Here is a 21,326-nt window from a genome sequence, read left to right on the forward strand (position 1 = left end):
TTCCATGACCACCACGCTCGCCACCCCGCTGATCCGGCTGCAGGGCCTCACCAAGAGCTTCGAGGGCGCCCACGGCGACACCCTGACCGTGCTCGACGGCATCGACCTCACCATCGAGCACGGCGAGATCGTCGCGCTACTCGGCCGGTCCGGCTCGGGCAAGTCCACGCTGCTGCGCATCATGGCGGGGCTGATCCCCGCGACGTCCGGCACCGTCGAATCCGACGGTGCGCCGCTGTCCGGGCCCAACCCGGCCACCGCCATGGTCTTCCAGTCCTTCGCACTCATGCCCTGGCTGACCGTCCAGGACAACGTCGAGCTGGGCCTGACGGCCCGGAACGTGCCGCGCGCCGAGCGCCGCACCCGGGCGCTGGAGGCGATCGACACCATCGGCCTCGACGGCTTCGAGTCCGCGTACCCGCGGGAGCTGTCGGGCGGGATGCGGCAGCGGGTCGGCTTCGCCCGGGCGCTGGTGCGGCAGCCGGACCTCCTGCTCATGGACGAGCCCTTCTCCGCCCTCGACGTGCTGACCGCCGAGAACCTGCGCGGCGAGCTGGTGGAGCTGTGGGGCGGCGACGGCTTCCCCACCCGGAGCGTCTGCATCGTCACGCACAACATCGAGGAGGCGGTGCTCCTCGCCGACCGCGTCGTGGTGCTCGGCTCCAAGCCCGGCCGCATCGTCCACGAGACCCGGATCGACCTGCCGCGCCCGCGCACCCGCACGGCGCCGGAGTTCGAGGCGATCGTCGACCGGCTGTACGGGGCGCTGACGGGCCGCGACGCGGAGATCGAGCACGAGCCCGACCCCGTCGAGGCGACGCCCGTGAGCCGGCCGCTCCCCGACGCCACCGTCGACGGCATCGCCGGCCTGCTCGAGCTCGTCGCCGCGCACGGCGACCACGCCGACCTCCCCGACCTCGCGGCGGACCTCAACTTCGAGCTCGACGACATCATGCCGCTGGTCGACGCCGCGGCCCTGCTCGGCTTCGCCGAGGTGAGCGGCAACGACATCGTGCTCACCGACATCGGTCGCACGTTCGCCTCGGTGCCGCTCACGGAGGCCAAGGAGGTCTTCGCGCGGCAGGCCGCCGAGCGGGCCCCGCTGGTGCGGACGGTGCTGCGGGCGCTGCGGACGGCGCCCGCCGGTGCGCTGCGCAGCGGCTTCTTCCTGGATCTGCTGCGGCGGGGCTTCGGCCCGGACGACGCGGAACGCCAGCTCCGGCTGGCCGTCGACTGGGGTCGGTACGGCGAACTCTACGATTACGACGCGGACGGCGGCCGGATCCTGCTGGACCAGCAATGACACATAGTGACCTGAGGCTTTGTGATCTCATTGTGACCAAGCGCACATTCGACCGAACCGCCCCCCTAGAGGTTGTCTCGCCGCAATCATTTCGTTATCGTCGACGGGACGCGGATCACGAAGCGGTCACGATGAGGACATCGTCGGATCACCACGTGGTCCGAAGTGCGGTTTTACGGTTGGAGTAGGCGAGATATGACACGGAGTCGCGAGAACCACGTGCGCTGGCAAGGCGGCACGCAGGTCCTCGATGATGAGTCGATCACCGCGATCATCCCGCTGGATGAGCTCGAGGCCCGTCTCGACGAGGCCTATTCCGAGACCTGGACCGACGCGCCGGACGACACCGGCCTGGTCTACCGCCCCTCCAGCTCCGAGGTCACGCAGGACCTCATGATCCCCGAGGTGCTGTTCACCGGGGACACCGAGCTCGACGCGCCCGAGCTGGACGAGATCGAGGACACCGCACTCCTCGGCTCGCCGGAGGCCGCCCCCGAGCTGCTCCCCACGCCGGTCCGCAAGGGCGGCAAGCACCGCGTCCCCACCGCTCCGCACGCCCTCAAGGGCCGTGCCGCCCTGCTCGCGCTCGCCGCGGGTGCCAGCGTCGCCGGCGCCGCCGTGGTCAACGCCGCCGGTAGCGAGGGCCCGTCGACCTCGCAGCAGCCGATCGTGCCGCCCGCCGCGGGCCCCGAGGCCAACGCCGGCCGTCAGGCGCCCCTGCCCGCCGCGCAGGACACCGAGCAGTTCACCGCCGGTCTCGCCGGCGGCAAGGCCCGCAAGGACGCGGACGACAAGCGCATCATCGACTCGATGCGCCCGAAGGTGACCGCACCCGTGAACGGCGCCACCCTCACCTCGAACTTCGGCACCCGCTGGGGCGCCATGCACGGCGGCCTCGACCTCGCCGCCCCGCTCGGCACCCCGCTGTTCGCGGCCGCCGACGGCGTGGTCACCGACGCCGGCCCCGCCTCGGGCTTCGGCATCTGGATCAAGATCCGCCTCACCGACGGCACCGTGCTGGTCTACGGCCACATGTACAACGTCAACGTCCAGGCCGGCCAAACGGTCAAGGCGGGCGACCTCATCAGCTGGGTCGGCAACAACGGCTACTCCACCGGCCCGCACCTGCACTTCGAGGTGCACGGCGCCGGCGGCGCGAAGCTGGACCCGCAGAGCTGGCTCGCCGAGCGCGGCGTCCGCGTCTAAGACTCCACACACGCTGAAAGGCGCCCCGGATCACCGGGGCGCCTTTCGCGTTGTTCGGGGCGCTCGCGCCGTTCGGGCTAGAGCTTCTCCATCGGCAGGCCGCCGAAGGTCATCAGGGTGACGGTGCCCGACGAGCCGAAGTCGAAGGTCGCGCGCTCCATCGGACCCGCGCCCGTGACGGCGGTGACGGTGCCGAGCCCGAACGAGTCGTGCGAGACCCGGTCGCCCACGGCGAGCGAGAGCTTGTTCGCACGCCGCGTGGGCCTGGGCGCCCGCTTGGGCGTCCAGCCACCGTCGGACCGCTGATCCCGCCCGCCGTACGAACCCCCGCCCTGGCCGCCCCAGGACGGTCGGTCCTGCCCGAAGACCCCGCGCGAGCCGCCGAACTGGCTGCGCTTGGGCTCGAGGCGGCGCCACGAGATGAGGTGCTGCGGGATCTCAGCGAGGAACCGGGACTCCGGGTTCTGCATCGGATCGCCCCAGGTGGCGCGGACCATCGCGCGGGAGAGGTAGAGGCGCTCGCGGGCGCGGGTGATGCCCACGTAGGCGAGCCGCCGCTCCTCGGCGAGCTCCGCCTCGTCGCCCAGCGCGCGCATGTGCGGGAACTGCCCGTCCTCCCAGCCGGTCACGAAGACCACCGGGAACTCGAGGCCCTTCGCGGTGTGCAGGGTCATCATGGTGACGACGCCGGCCTCGCTGTCGGGCACCTGATCGGCGTCGGCGACCAGCGAGACGCGCTCCAGGAACGCGGCCAGGGAACCGGGCTCCGGCGCGCCCTCGTCGACGACGACGTCGGTGAAGTCCTGCGCGGAGAACTCCCGCGCGACGCTGATCAGCTCTTCGATGTTCTCCAGGCGCGCGCCGTCCTGCGGGTCCGACGAGCCCTCCAGCTCGGCCCGGTAGCCCGTCTTCTCGACGACGGCGTCGAGCAGGTCGCCGAGGTCCTGATCCTCGTCGGCCGCGGTGCGCCGCAGGTCTGCCATGAGGCCCGCGAAGGCGGCGATCGCGTTGCGCGAGCGCGGGTTCAACATCGCGACGGTGCCGTCGACCGCATCCTCGATAGCGGTGCTGAATGTGCCCCCGCGGTTCTCGGCGTGCACGGAGAGGCAGGCCTGCGCCCGGTCGCCGATGCCGCGGCGCGGGGTGTTGACGATGCGCTGCAGGCTGACGGTGTCGTTCGGGTTGTCGATCGCGCGCAGGTACGCGACCAGGTCGCGGACCTCCTTGCGCTCGTAGAAGCGCACGCCGCCGACCACCTTGTAGGGCACGCCGTGGCGGATGAAGACCTCCTCCAGCACGCGCGCGGCGGTGTTCGTGCGGTAGAAGACCGCGACGTCGCTGTACTTGACGCCCTTGTCGGCCAGCGCGTCGATCTCCGAGACCACGAAGCTCGCCTCGTCGTGCTCGTTGTCGGCCACGTAGCCGGTGATGAGGTCACCGTCGCCCTGGTCGGTCCAGAGCTTCTTCTCGCGGCGGCCCGCGTTGCGGGAGATGACCGCGTTGGCCGCGGAGAGGATGGTCTGGGTGGAGCGGTAGTTCTGCTCCAGCAGGATGGTCTCCGCGTTCGGGAAGTCCCGCTCGAACTCCTCGATGTTGCGGATCGTGGCGCCGCGGAAGGCGTAGATCGACTGGTCCGCGTCACCGACGACGCACAGCTCGCTGGGCTCCACGCCGTCGGCGTCGGTCTCCAGGCCCACCAGCTCGCGGACCAGCACGTACTGCGCGTGGTTGGTGTCCTGGTACTCGTCGACCATCACGTGCCGGAAACGGCGACGGTAGTACTGGGCGACGTTGGGGTGCGACTGCAGCAGCGCCACCGTCTCCCCGATGAGATCGTCGAAGTCGAAGGCGTTCGCGCCGCGCAGGCGGGCCTGGTACGTGCCGTAGACCTCGGCGACGGTGACCGCGAAGGCCTCCCCCGTCTTCGCCGCGTCCGCGGAGGCCCGCTCCGGATCGATCAGCTCGTTCTTCAGGTTGCTGATGTGGGTGGCGAGCGCCCGCGGCGCGAACCTCTTCGCGTCCAGCCCCATGTCCTTGACGATCATGGTGAGCAGGCGGCGGGAATCGTCCGCGTCGTAGATGGAGAAGTTGGAGTTCATGCCCGGCAGCAGGCCGGCCTGGGCGCGGAGGATGCGCACGCAGGTGGAGTGGAACGTGGAGACCCACATGATCTTGGCGCGGTTGCCGATGATGCCGGCGACGCGCTCCCGCATCTCCGCCGCGGCCTTGTTGGTGAAGGTGATCGCGAGGATCTGGCCGGGGTGCATGTTGCGGGCGGCCAGCAGGTAGGCGATGCGGCGCGTGAGCACCGCCGTCTTGCCCGAGCCCGCGCCCGCGACGATGAGCAGCGGAGATCCCTCGTGCAACACCGCGGCGCGCTGCTGCGGATTCAGCCCCTCGAGCAGTTCCTGGCCGCGTTCCTGCCGCTCCACCTGCGCTGCTGGGCGGGAGAAGGGCTGACGCTGGCGGAGTCCGGACTGCTGCGGTGCTGGGTTACTCATCTCCCGTCCAGAGTAGCCGGGACGACCGACAGGTTTCGCAGCCGCGCGCCGGGGGCGGGCGTGGGCGCCGGGCACGAACAATCGAAGCGTTCTGCGATGTTCCGTCGCGGGAACCTCGCAGAACGCTTCGAAAGGTGTGTCGGCGTCAGGCTGCCGCGGGGGCCGCCTCCGCAGTGTCGGCGCCGGCCGACTCCTCGGCATCCGTCGTGTCCGCGCCGGTGGCGTCCTCGGATGCGGCGCCCTCGGAAGTGGCGGAGTCGTCCGTCGCCTCCTCAGCGGGGGTCTCCGCAGGCGTCTCCGTGGCCGGGTTCCCCGTCTCCGGCGCCTCGGCGGCCGGGTTCCCGGTCGCCGGGGTCCCGGTCGCCGGGGTTCCGGTCGTCGGAGCCTCGACCGGTGCCTCGGTGGTCGGCGTACCGGCCGCCGGGGCGTCCTCGTCGGTCACCGTCGGAGTCGAGGGCTGCGCACCGCCCGTCGACGGGGCCGGCGAGGCCTCGTCGACGGTGTCCGCCACGGCCGCCTTCGCCGGCGCATCGGCCAGGGTCGTGGCGTTGCCCGCGTCGGCGGTCTTGCCGGTCAGCCCGTCGAGGAAGCCGGTCCCGACGCCCAGCAGGCCGGGGAGGAGGCCGATGGTGAACGGGTTGTCCGAGAACAGCGCGTCGCTGCCGTCGGTCAGCGTGCTCCCCAGCCCGGCCACCGCGGCGTTGATCGCCGCGATCGGGTCACCCGTGCCGAGCGCCTTCACGACGTTCTCGAGGCCGGTGAAGACCGTCGACGGCAGCACCCGAGTGGCGTTGTAGAGCCCGAGCGTCAGGTACAGCAGCGGCTCCGCCGCCCCGTCGAGCCCCTTGCCCAGGGGACCCAGGAACGGATTGAGCTTGTCGCCGGTCTGGAGCACTGCGCCGCCGAGCTCGAGCAGCGGCGCGGCCAGGATGCCGTGGATGACCTCGTAGGAATCGGCCCACTTGCCGGCCGGAACGCCGGTGAGCAGGGTGCTGAGGATCCGCTGCACGCCGTCGGGCCCGGCGAGGTTGGTCGCGATCCGGGTCAGCGTATCGGTCCAGATCCCGCCGATCGCACCGAAGTCGGGCAGCGCGGTCGGCGACGCCGCGAGCGTGGACGCGGATGCGGAGGTGAAGGTGACCTTGTTGCCCGTCGGCAGCGTGAACGGTCCCGCGTTCGCCCAGTCGGACCCGGCGATCCCGCCGATGATCGTCGGGACCAGGTTGATCAGGCTGGGGATCGCGCCCATCTCCCCGAACAGCGCGCCGATCACCTTCTCGCTGACAGCGGAGGCCGTGCCGAACAGCGAGGTCAGCGCCGCAGCGGGACCGCCGGTGCTGAGCGCCTTGAGCGCGGCGGTGACACCGTCGGCGAGGAGCGCCGGCACCTCGACGCCCGCCTGGAGCGGGCCGAAGGCGAGGCCGATGAGCGGGATCAGCGCGGCCTTCAGCCCGTCGCCGATCGGCCCGAGCTGACCGCCGATCGCGTCCATCACCGGGAGCAGGCTGATCGCGGGGGTGAGGATCGCGCCGGTGATGGTGGTCGCGAAGGTCGTCCACGCGTAGCCCAGATTCCCCGCCGCGAGATCCTTCTGGATGCTCTCGAGGTTGTCGAACAGGTTGTTCCCGAGGTAGTCGAAGAAGGCCTTGCCGGCGTCGCCGGCCGCACCCGCGACGGTGCCCGCGGTGGCGAGTTGGTCCTCCACCAGCTTCGTCAGGCCGGTGACCGGGTCCGTGACGAACTTCAGGCCCATCGCCGTGGCCCAGTTCGCGACGGCACTGGCGGCGCCGCCGAGGTCCTGAACGATCGGCGGGAGCGACGGTGCCGTCACGGCACCCATCGACGTCGCGACCGGTGCGACCGCGATCGCCGCCGCGGCGGCCATGGCGACGGCGGGTGCGGCGTAACGACGGTGGGAGGACCGAGGATCTGCTGCGAGCATGGAGAAACACCCTTCAACTGGAGTGAGCCGGATCACACAAGAACCGGACGAACGGAACATACGCCCACGTCGTGGATTTTCGGACGGCTTTCGAAGAAGCTTTGCGACACCACACGTCCATCTGTCTCAATGCAGTCTGCACGTTTCTGAACACACCAGGTCACGCGATGTTTCTCCGCCTGATACGGAACCGCTCCCCAGCGGTGGCGGCGCGGCCGGTAGTTCCGCGGCGCTCAATGCTGGGGAGCGGTTCCTTCGCACCGTCAGGCGTCGGCGGAGACCTCCGCGCCCGTCGTGGAGTCGGAGGCGCCCTGCTCGACCTCGGCGCCACCCGTCGGGGCCTGCTCCTCAGCCTCCGCCGGGACCTCCGTGGTGGGCTCGGCGGGCGCGCTCGGCTCGGCGGGCACCGACGGCTCCGCCGGAACCGTCGGCTCCGCGGGCTCGACGGGGGCGGCGGGCTCCGCCGGGGTGACCGGCTGGGCCGGGGTGACCGCCGCATCGTCGTCGACGACGGTGCCGCCGGCCGCCGGCGTGACGACCGCCGGGACCGACGCATCGACGGCTGCGGACGTCACGGGCGCGAGGGCCGTTTCGGCGGTCGTCGCGACCACGTCCGCGGCGGGCTTCGCCGAGTCCGCGGCGGGCGCTGCGGGCTTGAACGCGTCGAGGATGTTCTTGCCGATGTTGGCCAGCCCCGGGAAGACCGCGTTGTCGAAGGGGTTGTCCTTGGCGACGAACAGGCGATCGTTGAGGAACGTGGTCAGAGCGCCGATGTCGGCCGTCAGCCCGGTGAGCGCCTTGGCCGGATCACCGGACAGCAGCGCCGTCACCAGGTTCTGGCCGATCGCGACCACCTTGCCCGGGGTGTCGAAGAGCACCGCCAGAGCGGAGTTCCCGAGCCCGATGAAATCCGCCTGGGAGTTCGTGAGGCCGACACCGATCGGGCCGAGGTACGGGTTCACGAGATCGGTGATCGGCATGATCCCGCCCAGCAGGACGATGATCGACAGCGCCTTGGCCTTGTCGGCGACGTCGCCGATCGCGCCGGCCGGATCACCCTTGCCGAGCTTGCCGAACGCGTCGGTGATCGTCTTCACGACGCCGGGGGTCCACTCGTCGCCCTTGACGCTCGAGACGAACATCTCGAAGCCCGCCTTCCAGGCGTCGAACAGCGTCGCGAAGTCCGGCATCCCGAGCGCCGGCGCGGAGGCGACGGCGGCGCGGGCGGCCATGGCGTCGGCCTGCGCGGAGGCGGGCAGCTTGGGGATCAGCTCACCGAGCACCGCGGAACCGGCCTTGACCAGGTTGGGAATCAGCCCCGTCGCCGCATTGGTGACGTTGGCCTCGAGGAACTTCCCGATGCCCGCGACTCCGGACGAGACGGCGGCACCGATCTTGGTGACGTCGCCGGAGAGCATCGCCTTGACGATGGCCTCGCCCGCGGCGAGCACCTCGTACGGCAGGCGCGTGGTGAGCGCGAGCGCGGACTGGCCGAGCGGGATCAGGTACGGGAAGGCCGCGTCCAGCCCCTTGCCGAGCGCCCCCAGCTTCGGGTTGAACTCGCCCGAGATGGGGAACAGGACGGCCATCATCCCGATCATCGCGGTGGTCTCGACCAGGCTGCCGATCGGCCGGTACGCGCCGGCGACGCTGCCGGCCTTGAGCGCCTCGAGCGCCTGCTCGAAGGACTTCTGCACGCCGCCGCCGAACTCGCCGGCGAGGCTGGCCTGGACCTGCTTGAAGGCCTCCTGCAGCGTGTTCGCCAGGAAGGTCACGTCGCCCCAGCCCCACGTGGGGGCCGCCGCGGCGGCAGCGACGGGCCCGGCGGCGCGGGGCAGGAGGTTCGCAACCGAGCCTGCGACCTGCGTCTGCAGGTTCACGAGCTTCGCCGGGTTCACCAGGACGGTGGACGCGGGCGCGGTGACGGCGCCGACGGAGGCGGTGATCGGCGCGACGGCGATCGCGGCCGCGGTGACCATGGCGAGGGAGGCGCCGGCGTAGCGGCGCGGGACGGATCGACGGACGACGGCTTGCATTTCAGGCAGCACCCTTCGGCTGGAGTGAGTCCGATCACAGAAGATTCGGACCAGCGCACCATACAACCCACACCGTGGATATACGTCCGAATTCGCGGAACTCTGCGACATTGGACGTTGATGTGTCGCACCGTTGAATCCACGCTGCGGGCAAATGCCAGGTGAGGGCGTATCCGCTCGCCGCAAGCAGCCGGAGAGGCTCGCAGGGGTCAGGACGCCGGGACCAGCAGGCCGACGGGCCCACTACCCACGCAGGCGACGAGGCCCGGGGTCTCGGCGCGCGCGATCAGGCCGTCGCCGGTCCCCGTCACCCGGGCGTAGACGGTGTGCGCGCCCCTGCGGACGGGCACTCGGACCGGCGTGGCGCCGCGCTGCTGCTGCAGCACGACGACCCCGTCGGACGAGGCGAGGTAGTTGAACTGCACGACCCAGTCCCAGAAGGCGAGCGGGCCCTCGTAGGCCAGGGTCGCGGGGGCGGCGTCGTCGACGCGGGTGCCGCACGGGAAGGGGCCGAGCGGCAGGCTGCGGACGCGCGTGACCTGCCCGGGGCGGAAGCGACCCTGCTGGTCGACGACGGTGGCCTCCCCCGCGTGCTCGGCGAACCGCGGGTGCGCGGGCTGCGTGGCGAGGATCCGCGAGAGCCGATTGTTGGGACCGGCGAGCCGCGCCAGGATGTCGCCGTGGACCTCCTGGTCGAGCACCTCGCGATCCGCGTACGCGGCCGCCCCCGCGCGCAGGTTCTGCAGGTAGGGGCCGGTCGGATTGTCGTGCCACAGGGGCGCGAAGCGGACGGCGGAGGCGGTGCCGCTGAGCGCGAAGGCGATCACGACGGCGGCCCACAGTCGCCGGTCGCTCGGGAATCCGGCGACTTTCGACCTCAGGAGGCCGAATCTGGCCTCGTGACCCCGGATTCGGCCGGTTTCACAACGAAGAACGATCGCCGCAGCCAGGGTGAGCACCCACGCGAAGTCGGCGAAGTAGCGCAGGGAGAGCGGCAGCAGCGCCGACGTGTACTCGGAGCTGCGCAGGAAGAAGACCGTCGACGAGGCGCCCAGGAAGTAGGCCCCGGCCGCGCCCCAGGCGGCGAGGCCGCGCGGCGCCCGCCACCAGGTCACCGCGAGGATCGCGGCGATCGCGAGCAGCCCCACGACGGTGATCGTCACGTCGGTGACCACCAGCGGCGGCCCGGGGTTCTCGCGCCGCCACGTCCACGGCCCGCCGACCGCGGCCGGCGCGAGCACCGCGTTCACCGACCGCCACAGCACGCGGGCCGTGAACCCGACGGTGTGCGTGCCCGGCCGCGACGCCGTGACCGAGAGCCACAGCACCACCCACGCCACGACCACCAGCGCGAACGCCGCCCACAGCCAGCGGCCGCGGCGCAGCACCGTCCGGACCGGCCGACGGTGCCCGCGCACGTACGGCAGCAGGCAGGCCGCCGCGAGCGCGACGAACGGGATGACCAGCGCCTTCTCGAAGAAGAGCAGCGAGACCAGCAGCGCTGCGACGGCGTACGCACCGGAGCGCCGCCGGCCGCGCAGGTACCGCATCGTCTCGGCCACGACCACCGCGAGCCCGATCTGCAACGGCAGCGCGTTGAGCGCCGACGCCCACCACGCCGTCGCCGTCAGGGTGAGCGGGCTGAACAGCAGGAAGACGAACGGCACCAGGACCACCGGGCGTCGGCCCGCGACGATCACCAGCGTGCGCAGGGTGAGCACCGAAGCCGCCAGCTGCAGCACCAGGATCGACGCGGCGGCCACCGGCCAGCTCAGCGGCGCGACCTTGGTGGTCACCGCGGCTGCGAACAGCGTGCCGGGCATGAAGTGGCCGTCGTAGTCGACGAACCAGGCGCCGACGTCGGTCAGCGGGCGCGACGCCCGGCCGATGAAGGCCACGTCGTCCCAGTAGAAGTTCCCGCGCGCCAGCACGTACCCACGCACCGCGAGCTGCCCGACGATGAGCAGCGCCGCGCCGATCCACAGCACGCGCCGCGAGGCGGGCACGGTGGGCGGGCTGGCGGCAGGCACGGTGCTCGATGGTAGATCCCACGGCTGTGGAAAACTTGAACCCATGAGCACACCGGACGACACCGGCGCCGAGACGCCGCTCGCCGACGAGGAGATCCAGGCCCTCCGCGAGGAGATCGACCGCCTCGACGCCGAGATCCTGGCCGCGATCAAGCGCCGCAGCGAGGTCTCGCAGATCATCGGCCGCACGCGCATGGCGTCCGGCGGCACGCGGCTGGTGCACTCGCGCGAGATGAAGGTGCTCGAGCGGTTCTCCGAGCTCGGCCGCGAGGGCCACACCCTCGCGATGCTCCTCCTGCGCCTGGGCCGGGGCCCGCTCGGCCGGTAGCCGTCAGGCCCGGCCGACCCCCGCGAAGAAGTCCAGCAGGCCGTTCGGCGCGTCGCCGCCGAGCATCATCGTCGCCATCTCGTCCGCGTCCGCCGCGGACTGCTCGGCACGGACGAACATCTCGCTCTCGTAGGCGGTGAGGGCGGCGTCGAGGTCGCCGGGGTTCTCGACGATGTGCCGGGCCAGCTCGGCACCGTCGAACAGCGCGATGTTCGCGCCCTCCCCGGCCGGCGGGCTGACGTGCGCGGCGTCGCCGACCAGCGTGACGCCGGGGACGCGGTCCCAGCGCAGCCCGACGGGCAGGGTGTAGAGCCGCCGCGGCACGAGCGGCGTGTCCGATTCGCCGATGAGGCGGGTCAGCTCCCCCGACCAGCCCGGGTACTCGGCGAGCACGCGCTCGGCGGCCGACGGTGCCGACCAGTCGATCCCGTCCGCCCACTCCTCGGGCACGTGCAGCTGCGCGTAGGTGTGGACGATGTCGCCCGCCTCCGCGTGCGTGCTGATCCCGCGGCCCGGCGCGAGCGCGAACATCGCACCCTCCCCCACGAGCTCGGCGATGCCGGGGTGGCGGCGCCGGACGTCGTGCAGGTAGGTCTCGACGTAGGTGGTGCCGTAGTACGACGGTGCCGCGTCCGTCACCAGGGCGCGCACCTTGGACCAGGCACCGTCGGCCCCGACCAGCAGGCCGGTCTCGACGACGGTGCCGTCGGCGAACGACAGCTCGTGCCGCCCGCCGCCGAGCGCGCGCACCGCGACGACCTTGGCGCCCCAGCGGATCGCGTCGGCCGGCAGGGAATCGATGAGCAGCTGTCGCAGCTCGCCGCGGAGGACCTCGGGCCGGCCGCCGTCGCCGTCGTCCGGGAGGTCGAGGAGGACGGCGCCGTCGCGGCCGAGGGCCCGGGTCGCCTCGCCGCCCTCGTGGATCAGCGCGCGGAACTGCGCGGTGAGGCCCGCCGCCTCGATCGCGGCCTGGCCGTCGGCCTCGTGGATGTCGAGCTGGCCGCCCTGCGTGCGCGACATGGGCGTCGGTTCGGCCTCGTAGATCACGGCGTCGATGCCGTGGACGTGCAGGACGCGGGCCAGGGCGAGGCCGCCGAGCCCGGCGCCGATGATCGTGATGGATGTCTGCATGGTGCTCCCCTTTCATTGGAACAACGTTCCATAAGAGTTTGGAACATCGTTCCAGTCGTGTCAAGATGGAGCCGTGCCACCCCGCAGCCGCCGCACCGACGCGCTCTCCCGCGATCGCATCGTCGACGCCGCGATCGGCCTGCTCGACGAGAGCGGCGCGGACGCGCTGACCTTCCGCGCCCTCGCGACCGCCCTGAACACGGGAAGCGGGGCGATCTACCACCACGTCGCGGGCAAGGACGAGCTCCTCGCCGCCGCGACCGACGCCGTCCTGCGGCCGATCCTCGCCGCGCCCGCGGGCGGCCGCGACCCCCGGGAAGCGATCCGCGGCCTCGCGCTCACCCTGTTCGACACGATCGACGCGCACCCGTGGCTGGCCGCCCAGGTGATGGCCGATCCGGGCCGGCCGGCGAACCTGCTGCTCAGCGAGCGAATCGGCGGCGCCGTGCTGGCGATGGGCCCGCCGGAGGACTCGCTGTTCGACGCCGCCACCGCGATCGTCGGCTACGTGCTCGGATCGGCGGCCCAGAACGCCGCCAACGCTCGGTCGGACCTCGCCCGCAGCGGGCCCAGCCGCGAGGAGCTGCTGGGCGGCGTCGCGGCCCGCATCGGGCAGTTGCAGCCCGACGAGTTCCCGTACCTGCACCGCATCGCCGCGACCATGGCCGATCACGACGACCGCGCCCAGTTCCTCGCCGGACTCGACCTGCTCCTGGCCGGCATCGACGCCCTGTAGCGAACGCACCACACCGGCCGCGATCCGTCAAGGATCACGTTCACAGTGCCATCGAACCCCAGGTCGGAAGGCCTTTCTGCGCCAGACTGGCGGGCATGCCCAGCCCCGACGACTATCTCGTGTGCGCCAGCCAGCGCAGCGGGAGCACCCTCCTCGTGGAGTCGCTCGCGGCCACCGGCGTCGCCGGGCGGCCGCAGGAGTTCTTCCAGTACTACCCGTCCTCGTCGCTGTCGCCGCAGCCGCGCGAGTGGTTCGCCGGCGTCGACGATCCGTCGCTGCTCGACCTGCTCGACCCGACCGATCCCGGCACCGTCGACCCGCGCGGCCCCGCGCAATGGCGCGACGACGTGCTGCGCGAGGGCCGGACCCCGAACGGCGTCTGGGGCGGCAAGCTCATGTGGAACCAGACGCCCGTCCTCGTGACCCGCACCCGCACCGCGTCGGGCTCGGTGCGGACGGCCATCCGCTCGCTGTTCGACGGTGCCGACCCCCTGTACGTGCACGTCCACCGGCCCGACGTGGTCGCCCAGGCCGTGTCGATGTGGCGCGCCGTCCAGACCCGGGTGTGGCGCGACGACCCCGATCACGACCGCGAGCGCGACGAGCGCGCCGTGTACCGCGCCGACGGGATCGCCCACCTGGCCGGGATCCTGCGCGAGCAGGAGCGGTCGTGGCGGGCGTGGTTCGCGTTCGAGGGCATCACGCCGCTCGAGATCGACTTCCACGAGCTCACCGCCGACCCGCAGAAGACGACGGCGCGCGTGCTGGACGCGCTCGGGCAGGACCCGCACCTCGCTCCCCCGCCGCCGCTCAAGCCCCAGTCGAACGACCGCTCCAAGGAGTGGGCGGAGCGCTACCGCGCCGACGCCGCCGAGAACGGATACCCCCTATGAGCACCGTGACACCCGAACCGATCGCCGCCGTCGACGAGCTGCGCGTCCTCGAGGCCGAGGCGGTGCACATCATCCGCGAGGTGGCCGCCGAGCTGGAGCGCCCGGTGCTCCTCTTCTCCGGCGGCAAGGACTCCATCGTGCTGCTCCGCCTGGCGGAGAAGGCCTTCCGGCCCTCGCCGCTGCCCTTCCCGATCTTGCACGTCGACACCGGCCACAACTTCCCCGAGGTGATCGACTTCCGCGACCGCCGCGTGGCCCCGACCGCGGAGAACCCCGACGGGATCGAGCTCATCGTCGCCTCGGTGCAGGAGTCGATCGACACGGGCCGGGTCGCCGAATCGACGGAGTCCTCCGGCTCGCGAAACCGGCTGCAGACCCGCACGCTGCTCGACGCGCTGGAGGCCGGGAACTTCGACGCCGCGTTCGGCGGCGCCCGGCGCGACGAGGAGCGGGCCCGGGCGAAGGAGCGGGTGTTCAGCTTCCGCAACGAGTTCGGGCAGTGGGACCCGCGGGCGCAGCGCCCCGAGCCCTGGTCGCTCTACAACGGACGAATCCGCCGAGGCGAGTCCGTCCGGGTGTTCCCGCTCTCCAACTGGACCGAGCTCGACATCTGGCGCTACATCGAGCTCGAGGGCCTCGAGCTGCCACCGATCTACTACGCGAGCGAGCGCGAGGTCTTCGAGCGCGACGGGATCCTGCTCGCCGTGTCGGAGTTCACGCAGCCGCGCGCCGGCGAGACCGTGAACTGGGAGTGGGTGCGCTACCGCACCGTCGGCGACCTGACCATCACCGGCGCGGTCCGCAGCCGCGCCACCGAGATCCACGACGTGATCGCGGAGATCTCCGCCGCCACCGTCTCGGAGCGCGGCGAGACCCGCGCCGACGACCGGACATCGGCCGCGGCCATGGAGGACCGGAAGAAGGAGGGGTACTTCTGATGACGGACGTACTGGCACCACCGACCACGCGGCAGCTGCTGCGCCTCGCCACCGCGGGCTCCGTCGACGACGGCAAGTCGACGCTCATCGGCCGCCTGCTGCACGACACCGGCAGCCTGCCCACCGACCACCTGGACGCCGTCACCGACGGCGACGAAGTGGACCTCGCGGCGCTCTCCGACGGCCTGCGCGCCGAGCGCGAGCAGGGCATCACCATCGACGTGGCCTACCGCTTCTTCTCCACCGACACCCGCAGCTACGTGCTCGCCGACACCCCCGGCCACGAGCGGTACACCCGCAACATGTTCACCGGCGCTTCCAACGCGCACGTCGCGATCCTGCTGGTGGACGCCCGCAAGGGCGTGCTGCGCCAGACCCGCCGGCACGCCCGCATCGCGACGCTGCTCGGCGTGCCGCACGTCATCGCCGCCGTGAACAAGATCGACCTCGTCGACTTCTCCGCGGAGCGGTTCGCGGAGGTCGAGGCGGAGCTCGCCGAGCTCGCCGTCCGGCTCGGCCTGGGCGCGATCCCCGCGATCCCGCTGGCCGCCAAGCTCGGCGACAACGTCGTGCACCGCTCGGCGCACACCCCCTGGTACGACGGCCCGACGCTGCTCGAACACCTCGAGGCCGTGCCCCTGCGGGCACCGTCGGCGGTCGCGACCGAGCTGCGCCTGCCGGTCCAGTGGGTCTCCCGGCCCACCGCCGAGCGGCGCCGACGGTACGCCGGCCGCGTCGCCGCCGGCACGCTGACCGTGGGCGACGAGGTGCTCGTCCTGCCGTCCGGGAGCAGGTCGACGGTGACCGCGCTCGACACGCTCGACGACGACCGCGCGACGGCCGTCGCGCCGCTGTCGGTGTCCGTCGAGCTGGCCGACGACATCGACGTGGGCCGCGGCGACGTGCTCATCTCCGGCGCTGACGGCGCGCACCTGCCGGTGAACGCCCGCGAGCTGGAGGTCACCGTCTGCTGGCTGGCCGAGAAGCCCCTGCGGGCCGGGGACCGCGTGGCGCTCAAGCACGCCACGGCGACGGTGCGCGCGACCGTCCAGTCGCTGGAGCGGCGCCTGGATCCGGAGACGCTCATCGAGCAGGTGGGGCCGAGCGAGCTGGCGCTCAACGACATCGGGACCGTGACGCTGCGGACCTCGTCGGTGGTGGTGGCCGACCCGTACGCGCAGAACCGGGACACCGGTGCGCTGATCCTCATCGACGAGGCGAGCAACGACACCGTCGGCGCGGGCACCATCACCGAGGCCCGCGAGGTGGTCCCCGGGCAGGCCACCCGCAACGACATCCGCTGGCACCCCAGCTCGTTGGGCCGCGCGGAGCGCTGGGCGAAGACCGGCCAGCGCGGCGCGACCGTGTGGTTCACGGGGCTGCCGGCGTCCGGCAAGTCGACGGTGGCGGTCGCCCTGGAGCGGGCGCTGGTCTCGCGGGGCCGCGTCGCCTATCTCATCGACGGCGACAACATCCGCCACGGGATCAGCGACGACCTGGGCTTCTCCCCCGGCGACCGCGCGGAGAACATCCGCCGCGTGGGGCACCTGACGCGCCTGTTCGCGGACGCGGGCGTCATCTCGATCGCGTCGCTGGTCTCGCCGCTGCGGTCGGACCGGGACATCGCCCGGGAGCTGAACCTGGCGGCCGAGATCGACTTCCTCGAGGTGCACGTCTCCACGCCAGTGTCGGAGTGCCGCAAGCGCGACCCGAAGGGCCTCTACGCCCGCGCGGACCGCGGCGAGCTCCGCGGCCTCACCGGCGTCGACGGGCCGTACGAGAAGCCCGAGGACCCGGACCTGCGGTTCGACACCACCGGCGCCGACACCGACGAGCTGGCGCAGCGGGTGATCGCGTTGCTCGTTCGGCGGGGAATACTCGAGGAGTGAACTGCTGCACGCCCGAGGGCCCGGATCTGCCGCCGCACACCGGCGCGGCGCCGGGCGGCGGCGTGGCGCCGGTCGGCGGCGCGCACCCGATCGCGCAGGCGCACGTCCCCGCCGGGGCGTTCGCGATGGGCGACGCGCACGGCGACGGCTACCGCGCCGACGGCGAGCTCCCCGTGCACCGGGTCGTGCTGCCGGGCTTCGCGATCGACGCGACGACGGTGACGGTCGCCGCGTTCGCGGCCTTCGCCGACGCGACCGGGTACGTGACCGACGCCGAGCGCTTCGGTGCCTCCGCGGTCTTCCACGCGAGCGCGGCGGACCCGTCGGCCGGGGTGCCGGTGGCGGGCACGCCGTGGTGGCTGACGGTGCCGGGCGCGACGTTCCGCGCGCCGGGCGGGCCGGGCACCGTCGGACTGGACGACCATCCGGTCGTGCACGTCTCGCACGCCGATGCGCTGTCCTACTGCGCGTGGGCCGGGCGGACCCTGCCGACCGAGGCGCAGTGGGAGTACGCGGCGCGCGGCGGCCTCGACGGCGCCCGCTACCCGTGGGGCGACGAGCATCCGGCGCCGGGCCGGGACTGCAATGTCTTCGTCGGCGCCTTCCCCGAGCCCGACGGCCCCTTCGGGACGGTGCCGGCCGCGTCGTACGCGCCGAACGGCTACGGCCTGTACCAGGCGGTGGGGAACGTGTGGGAGTGGTGCGCCGATCGGTATTCCGCTCGCTACTACCGGGTTTCGCCGGAACACTCGCCCGCCGGGCCGGACCGCGGGACCGCCCGGGTGCTGCGCGGCGGCAGCCACCTGTGCCACGACTCGTACTGCTACCGCTACCGCGTGGCGGCCCGCAGCCACAACACCCCGAGCTCGACGGCGAGCAACATCGGATTCCGCACCGTGTCCGATTCCGATATCGTGATTTCATAGATCCGATATACGCCGGCGGTGCGATGGTCGAGGATCCAGACCGGCGAGATCACCACCACCGCACTGGAATCGTTCACGACGGGCGGGAACTTCCTCGCAGCATGCGCACCGCAGCTCCTCGAGGCCCTCTACTCCACACGTTCTCCTCGTGAATGGGAGTCGGAGTACGCCGCCAAATGGGAGTTCCTCGATGTGCTCCACCCCGGCATCGAAACCCACGCCGTCTCCGTGGAGTTGCAGCGTCGCCTCTGGCGTTCCGGCACGGTGCGCTCGGCCGGCCCCGTCGACACGATGATCGCCGCGATCGCCATCCGGCACGATGCGGTCGTCGTGCACCGGGACAGCCACTACGAGCGGATCGCGGAGGTGGCGTCCGAGTTCCGTCAAGTACGGGCGTAGGCCGGGCGGCCACGGCGCCGGGTCAGGCCCGGGCGACGCGGTCCGTGAAGCTCCCGTGGAATCCGGGGAAGAAGCCGGTCGGGCCGGTGGCACGCGCGATCGGACCCGCGTCCACGTGCCGCGCGTCGAAGACGTGCAGCCCGGTGCGCGACGCGTCGACGTCGGTGACCAGGGTGAGCAGCCAGCCGTCGTCCTCGGCGGCGCCGTCGACCGCGGGCACGAACAGCGGCTCGCCGACGGCGTGGCCCGGTTCGTAGGCGAAATGCTGCTCGGCGCCGGTGTCGTGGTCGATCTTGTACACCCCGTTGGTCGCATCGGGCGCCGCGTCGAGGGTGGCGTAGTAGCCGTAGGAGTAGGGCCTGCCGGTGCGGCGCTGATCGTGCTGCGGCAACTCCAGCCGGTGCTCATTGAGGTCGCGCACCGTGACCCCCGCGGGCGTGATCGTCACGCGCGCACTGCATCCGCCGATGTTCTCCGTGGTCGTGCGGAACTCGCGCGCCGGCAGGAAGAAGTCGTCGGGATCTGCATATCGCACGACGTCCACGTGGACGTCGCCGCGCTCGTCCTCGAAGGCGTTCGTGATGTGGATGTACATCAGGTCCTCGTCGAGTGCCTGCTCGATGGGCGCACCGCCGTCACGAGGAACGAGGACCACCCGGGTGGGCCGGTCCGAGTGCCACCGGGCCGCCTGCTCCTGCGGCACCTGCAGCGCCGCAACAGGATCGACCGTGAGCGGGGAGATCAGGAAGACGAGGAAGCGCTCGGTGATGGAGAAGTCGTGCTGCACGTGGAGCGCGGTCAGAGGCACCGTCGCGAGCACCGTGGTCCGCCCGTCCGGCCCGGTGCGGAAGCACTTGAGCCCGACGGGGAGTCGCGGAAGGAGGCCGGGGACGAAATCGAGACCGAAGTTGAACATCTCGCCGGTGACCGGGTCGATGCGCGGATGCGGGGAGAACCGGCCGAAGGTCGACAGCGACCCGTCGAGCGTGCACACGCCGACGGTCGCGAGGGTGTCCGGGTCGAGCTCCCAGGGCTTCCCCGCGTCGGACAGCGCGAGCAGCCGGTCGGCATGGACGACCGCGTGGGTGTTGGCGGCGTCGGCGGGGAGCTTCAGGTTCCGCCACCAGCCCGGCACCGTGTTGCCGATGCCCTTGATCCGCGCGCCCTCCCCCGCCTCCTCCTGCCGGTACTTCGGCGTCCGGACGTACCGGGAGCGGAACCGGACGCGCCCCTCGTCGAGCACGTACTGCGAGACCATGCCGTCGCCGTCGAAGGGGTGCCGGGCGACGAAGCCGCCGGCCTCGAACCGAACCGGCCCGTTGCGGTACAGGGTTCCCCGCAGTCCCGCGGGGAGCGCGCCGTCGACGTCCAGCTCCTCCGCGACGGGCGTCTCGGGCGGACTGGTCCGATACAGGTCTCCGACGGTGATCGACATGGCTCTCCCGGGGTACGAACGACTGTCGATACGATTAAATTACTAGTTGTATCAACTGTGCGGCGGAACGGGCGAGCACGAGGGAAGAACGCAGGTGGATCCGCGGCCCGTCACCGACCGGCGGCACGCGCCTCCGCCGGGGCGGCGTGCTCGGTCGGCACGAGCTCGCGACGCTCGCCCTGCGGGCGGCGCGACGGCAGTGGAACCTCGTCGGCGTCGGGCTCCGCGCGGCCGGCGAAGAACGCCGCCATGAAGGCCTCGGCGATCGCGGTGCCCTCGGCCTCGGTCGGCAGCACGTCGCCGGTGTCCTCGCGCCAGGTCGCGAGCACGCCGGCGAGGCGGCGGGCCACCCACTGGTAGGCGGGCTCGTCGACCACGTTGCGCCGCTCGTACGGGTCCACGACCAGGTCGTACAGTTCCCGACGGGGCCGCGGCGCGGCCGTCTCGTACGGGTCGAGCGAGGCGGCGGAGGAACTGTCGGCGATGTCGAGCGGCAGCAGCAGCGCGGGCCGGTCGGCGTAGTTCTCGATGTAGCTGAACTGCTTGGTGCGCACGGCGCGGATCGGGTCGTACGCGTCGTGGTAGGTCTTCTGCGTGAACAGCCCGGCGCGCACCTGCTCCCCCGTGGGCTCCAGCAGCTCCGCCGCGTGGGTCTCCCCGTCGACGTCCTCCGGCAGTGGCAGGCCGAGCAGGTCCAGCACCGTCGGAGTCAGGTCGACGCCCGAGAACAGGTCGTCGTAGACGCGGGGCGCGAGCCCGAGGGAGCGAGGCGGGCGCGCGATGAAGGCGACGCCGGTGCCCTCGCCGTAGAGGGTCGACTTCGCCCGCGGGAACGCGAGGCCGTGGTCCGTGATGAACAGGATCCAGGTGCTCTCGGCGAGACCCAGTTCGTCGACGGTGTCGAGCAGCCGCCCGACGGCGGCGTCGGCCTGCGTGATGCTGCCGTGCAGCCCGGCGAGGTCCTCGCGGACCTGCGGGGTGTCCGGAAGGAAGCCGGGGACGCCGATCGCGTCCGGGTCGGCGGGCTCGTACTGGTCGACGGGGTACGGGCGGTGCGTCTCGAAGAAGCCCGCCGTGAGGAAGAAGGGCTCCTCATGGCCGACGGCGTCGGCGAGCCACTCCTGCGAGCGCGCGACGACGTACTCGCACAGCGAGTCCGAGACGTCGGCGGTGTCGAACCCGAGGCGGGTGGGGTCCGCGCTCTCGTGCTGCATGCCGAACAGGGCGCTGCGGTACCCCGCCTCGCCGAGCAGCGACGGCAGGGTGCGCACGTGGTCGCGGTACTCGAAGCCGTGGTGCGCGAGCCCGACGAGGCCGTTGCGGTGCGGGTGCAGGCCGGTGAACAGCGAACCGCGCGCGGGCGAGCAGAGCGGCGCCGTCGCGTGCGCGTCGGAGAAGCGGATGCCCTCCGCGGCGAGGCGGTCCAGGTTCGGGCTGACGACGCCCTCCGCGCCGTAGCAGGTGAGGTGGCGGCCCAGGTCGTGCCAGTGCACCAGGATCACGTTCTCCCGGGTGCCGCTACCCACCTGCTTCTCCACCATCCCTCGACGTTGCCACAGCTCGCCCCGCCGCGGCGAGCTTTGCGATCACCCCGACTGCAATTGAGCGACGTTCTGGAGAGGAAACCCGCAGG

General features: G+C 72.0%; 16 protein-coding genes. 9 read left to right on the forward strand and 7 right to left on the reverse strand.

Annotation, left to right across the window (positions count from 1 at the left end; translation table 11 throughout):
* Positions 1-4: 4 nt before the first annotated feature.
* On the forward strand, positions 5-1,303 hold the full coding sequence (locus ACLQ3K_RS10940) for a nitrate/sulfonate/bicarbonate ABC transporter ATP-binding protein (RefSeq protein WP_224649482.1): 1,299 nt from the start codon (positions 5-7) through the stop codon (positions 1,301-1,303).
* A 195-nt stretch (positions 1,304-1,498) separates the two neighbouring features.
* A complete protein-coding gene (locus tag ACLQ3K_RS10945) occupies positions 1,499-2,509 on the forward strand; it encodes a M23 family metallopeptidase (RefSeq protein ID WP_336669972.1) in 1,011 nt (336 codons plus the stop codon).
* A gap of 77 nt (positions 2,510-2,586) precedes the next feature.
* Here the strand turns inward: ACLQ3K_RS10945 and pcrA are convergent, their stop codons facing one another.
* The 4 genes from pcrA to ACLQ3K_RS10965 all read right to left on the reverse strand — a co-directional run bounded on the left by pcrA (position 2,587) and on the right by ACLQ3K_RS10965 (position 11,018).
* The gene (gene pcrA / locus ACLQ3K_RS10950) at positions 2,587-5,010 is read right to left on the reverse strand and encodes a DNA helicase PcrA (RefSeq protein WP_425999250.1); all 2,424 of its coding nucleotides are present in this window, start codon (positions 5,008-5,010) and stop codon (positions 2,587-2,589) included.
* Positions 5,011-5,155: 145 nt separating this feature from the next.
* Positions 5,156-6,952 (reverse strand): hypothetical protein, encoded by a 1,797-nt coding sequence (locus ACLQ3K_RS10955; RefSeq protein ID WP_425999251.1) that lies wholly within the window; start codon positions 6,950-6,952, stop codon positions 5,156-5,158.
* Positions 6,953-7,215: 263 nt separating this feature from the next.
* Complete coding sequence (locus ACLQ3K_RS10960; RefSeq protein ID WP_224649023.1) at positions 7,216-8,988, reverse strand: hypothetical protein; 1,773 nt, start codon at positions 8,986-8,988, stop codon at positions 7,216-7,218.
* 209 nt (positions 8,989-9,197) lie between these two features.
* Positions 9,198-11,018 (reverse strand): hypothetical protein, encoded by a 1,821-nt coding sequence (locus tag ACLQ3K_RS10965; RefSeq protein WP_425999254.1) that lies wholly within the window; start codon positions 11,016-11,018, stop codon positions 9,198-9,200.
* 43 nt (positions 11,019-11,061) lie between these two features.
* On the opposite strand from ACLQ3K_RS10965, the gene ACLQ3K_RS10970 reads away from it, so the two are divergent.
* A complete protein-coding gene (locus ACLQ3K_RS10970) occupies positions 11,062-11,346 on the forward strand; it encodes a chorismate mutase (protein ID WP_068524189.1) in 285 nt (94 codons plus the stop codon).
* A 3-nt stretch (positions 11,347-11,349) separates the two neighbouring features.
* Here the strand turns inward: ACLQ3K_RS10970 and ACLQ3K_RS10975 are convergent, their stop codons facing one another.
* Positions 11,350-12,477 (reverse strand): FAD-dependent oxidoreductase, encoded by a 1,128-nt coding sequence (locus ACLQ3K_RS10975; protein WP_425999256.1) that lies wholly within the window; start codon positions 12,475-12,477, stop codon positions 11,350-11,352.
* Between the two features lie 73 nt (positions 12,478-12,550).
* Between ACLQ3K_RS10975 and ACLQ3K_RS10980 the strand changes: the two genes are divergently transcribed.
* The 6 genes from ACLQ3K_RS10980 (at position 12,551) to ACLQ3K_RS11005 (ending at position 18,258) form a co-directional block, all read left to right on the forward strand.
* Positions 12,551-13,213, forward strand: a complete 663-nt coding sequence (locus ACLQ3K_RS10980) for a TetR/AcrR family transcriptional regulator (protein ID WP_425999258.1) — start codon at positions 12,551-12,553, stop codon at positions 13,211-13,213.
* 95 nt (positions 13,214-13,308) lie between these two features.
* Complete coding sequence (gene stf0, locus ACLQ3K_RS10985; RefSeq protein ID WP_425999260.1) at positions 13,309-14,106, forward strand: trehalose 2-sulfotransferase; 798 nt, start codon at positions 13,309-13,311, stop codon at positions 14,104-14,106.
* Positions 14,103-15,044 (forward strand): sulfate adenylyltransferase subunit CysD, encoded by a 942-nt coding sequence (gene cysD / locus ACLQ3K_RS10990; RefSeq protein ID WP_425999262.1) that lies wholly within the window; start codon positions 14,103-14,105, stop codon positions 15,042-15,044. Before stf0 ends, cysD begins: the two co-directional genes overlap by 4 nt.
* Positions 15,044-16,933, forward strand: a complete 1,890-nt coding sequence (cysC, locus tag ACLQ3K_RS10995) for an adenylyl-sulfate kinase (RefSeq protein ID WP_425999264.1) — start codon at positions 15,044-15,046, stop codon at positions 16,931-16,933. Before cysD ends, cysC begins: the two co-directional genes overlap by 1 nt.
* A gap of 125 nt (positions 16,934-17,058) precedes the next feature.
* The gene (locus ACLQ3K_RS11000; protein WP_374201342.1) at positions 17,059-17,859 is read left to right on the forward strand and encodes a formylglycine-generating enzyme family protein; all 801 of its coding nucleotides are present in this window, start codon (positions 17,059-17,061) and stop codon (positions 17,857-17,859) included.
* 18 nt (positions 17,860-17,877) lie between these two features.
* Positions 17,878-18,258 carry a PIN domain-containing protein gene (locus tag ACLQ3K_RS11005; protein WP_224648964.1) on the forward strand — a complete coding sequence of 127 codons (381 nt, stop codon included), beginning with the start codon at positions 17,878-17,880 and terminating at the stop codon, positions 18,256-18,258.
* Positions 18,259-18,280: 22 nt separating this feature from the next.
* Here ACLQ3K_RS11005 and ACLQ3K_RS11010 read toward each other — a convergent pair whose 3' ends face one another.
* Together ACLQ3K_RS11010 and ACLQ3K_RS11015 are read right to left on the reverse strand one after the other, a co-directional pair.
* Positions 18,281-19,693, reverse strand: coding sequence for a carotenoid oxygenase family protein (locus ACLQ3K_RS11010; RefSeq protein ID WP_224648950.1), 1,413 nt, complete (start codon positions 19,691-19,693; stop codon positions 18,281-18,283).
* A gap of 110 nt (positions 19,694-19,803) precedes the next feature.
* A complete protein-coding gene (locus ACLQ3K_RS11015; protein WP_224648948.1) occupies positions 19,804-21,234 on the reverse strand; it encodes a sulfatase family protein in 1,431 nt (476 codons plus the stop codon).
* Positions 21,235-21,326: the final 92 nt, after the last annotated feature.

The organism is Tsukamurella sp. DT100, assembly GCF_049844855.1.
Classification (GTDB): domain Bacteria; phylum Actinomycetota; class Actinomycetes; order Mycobacteriales; family Mycobacteriaceae; genus Tsukamurella.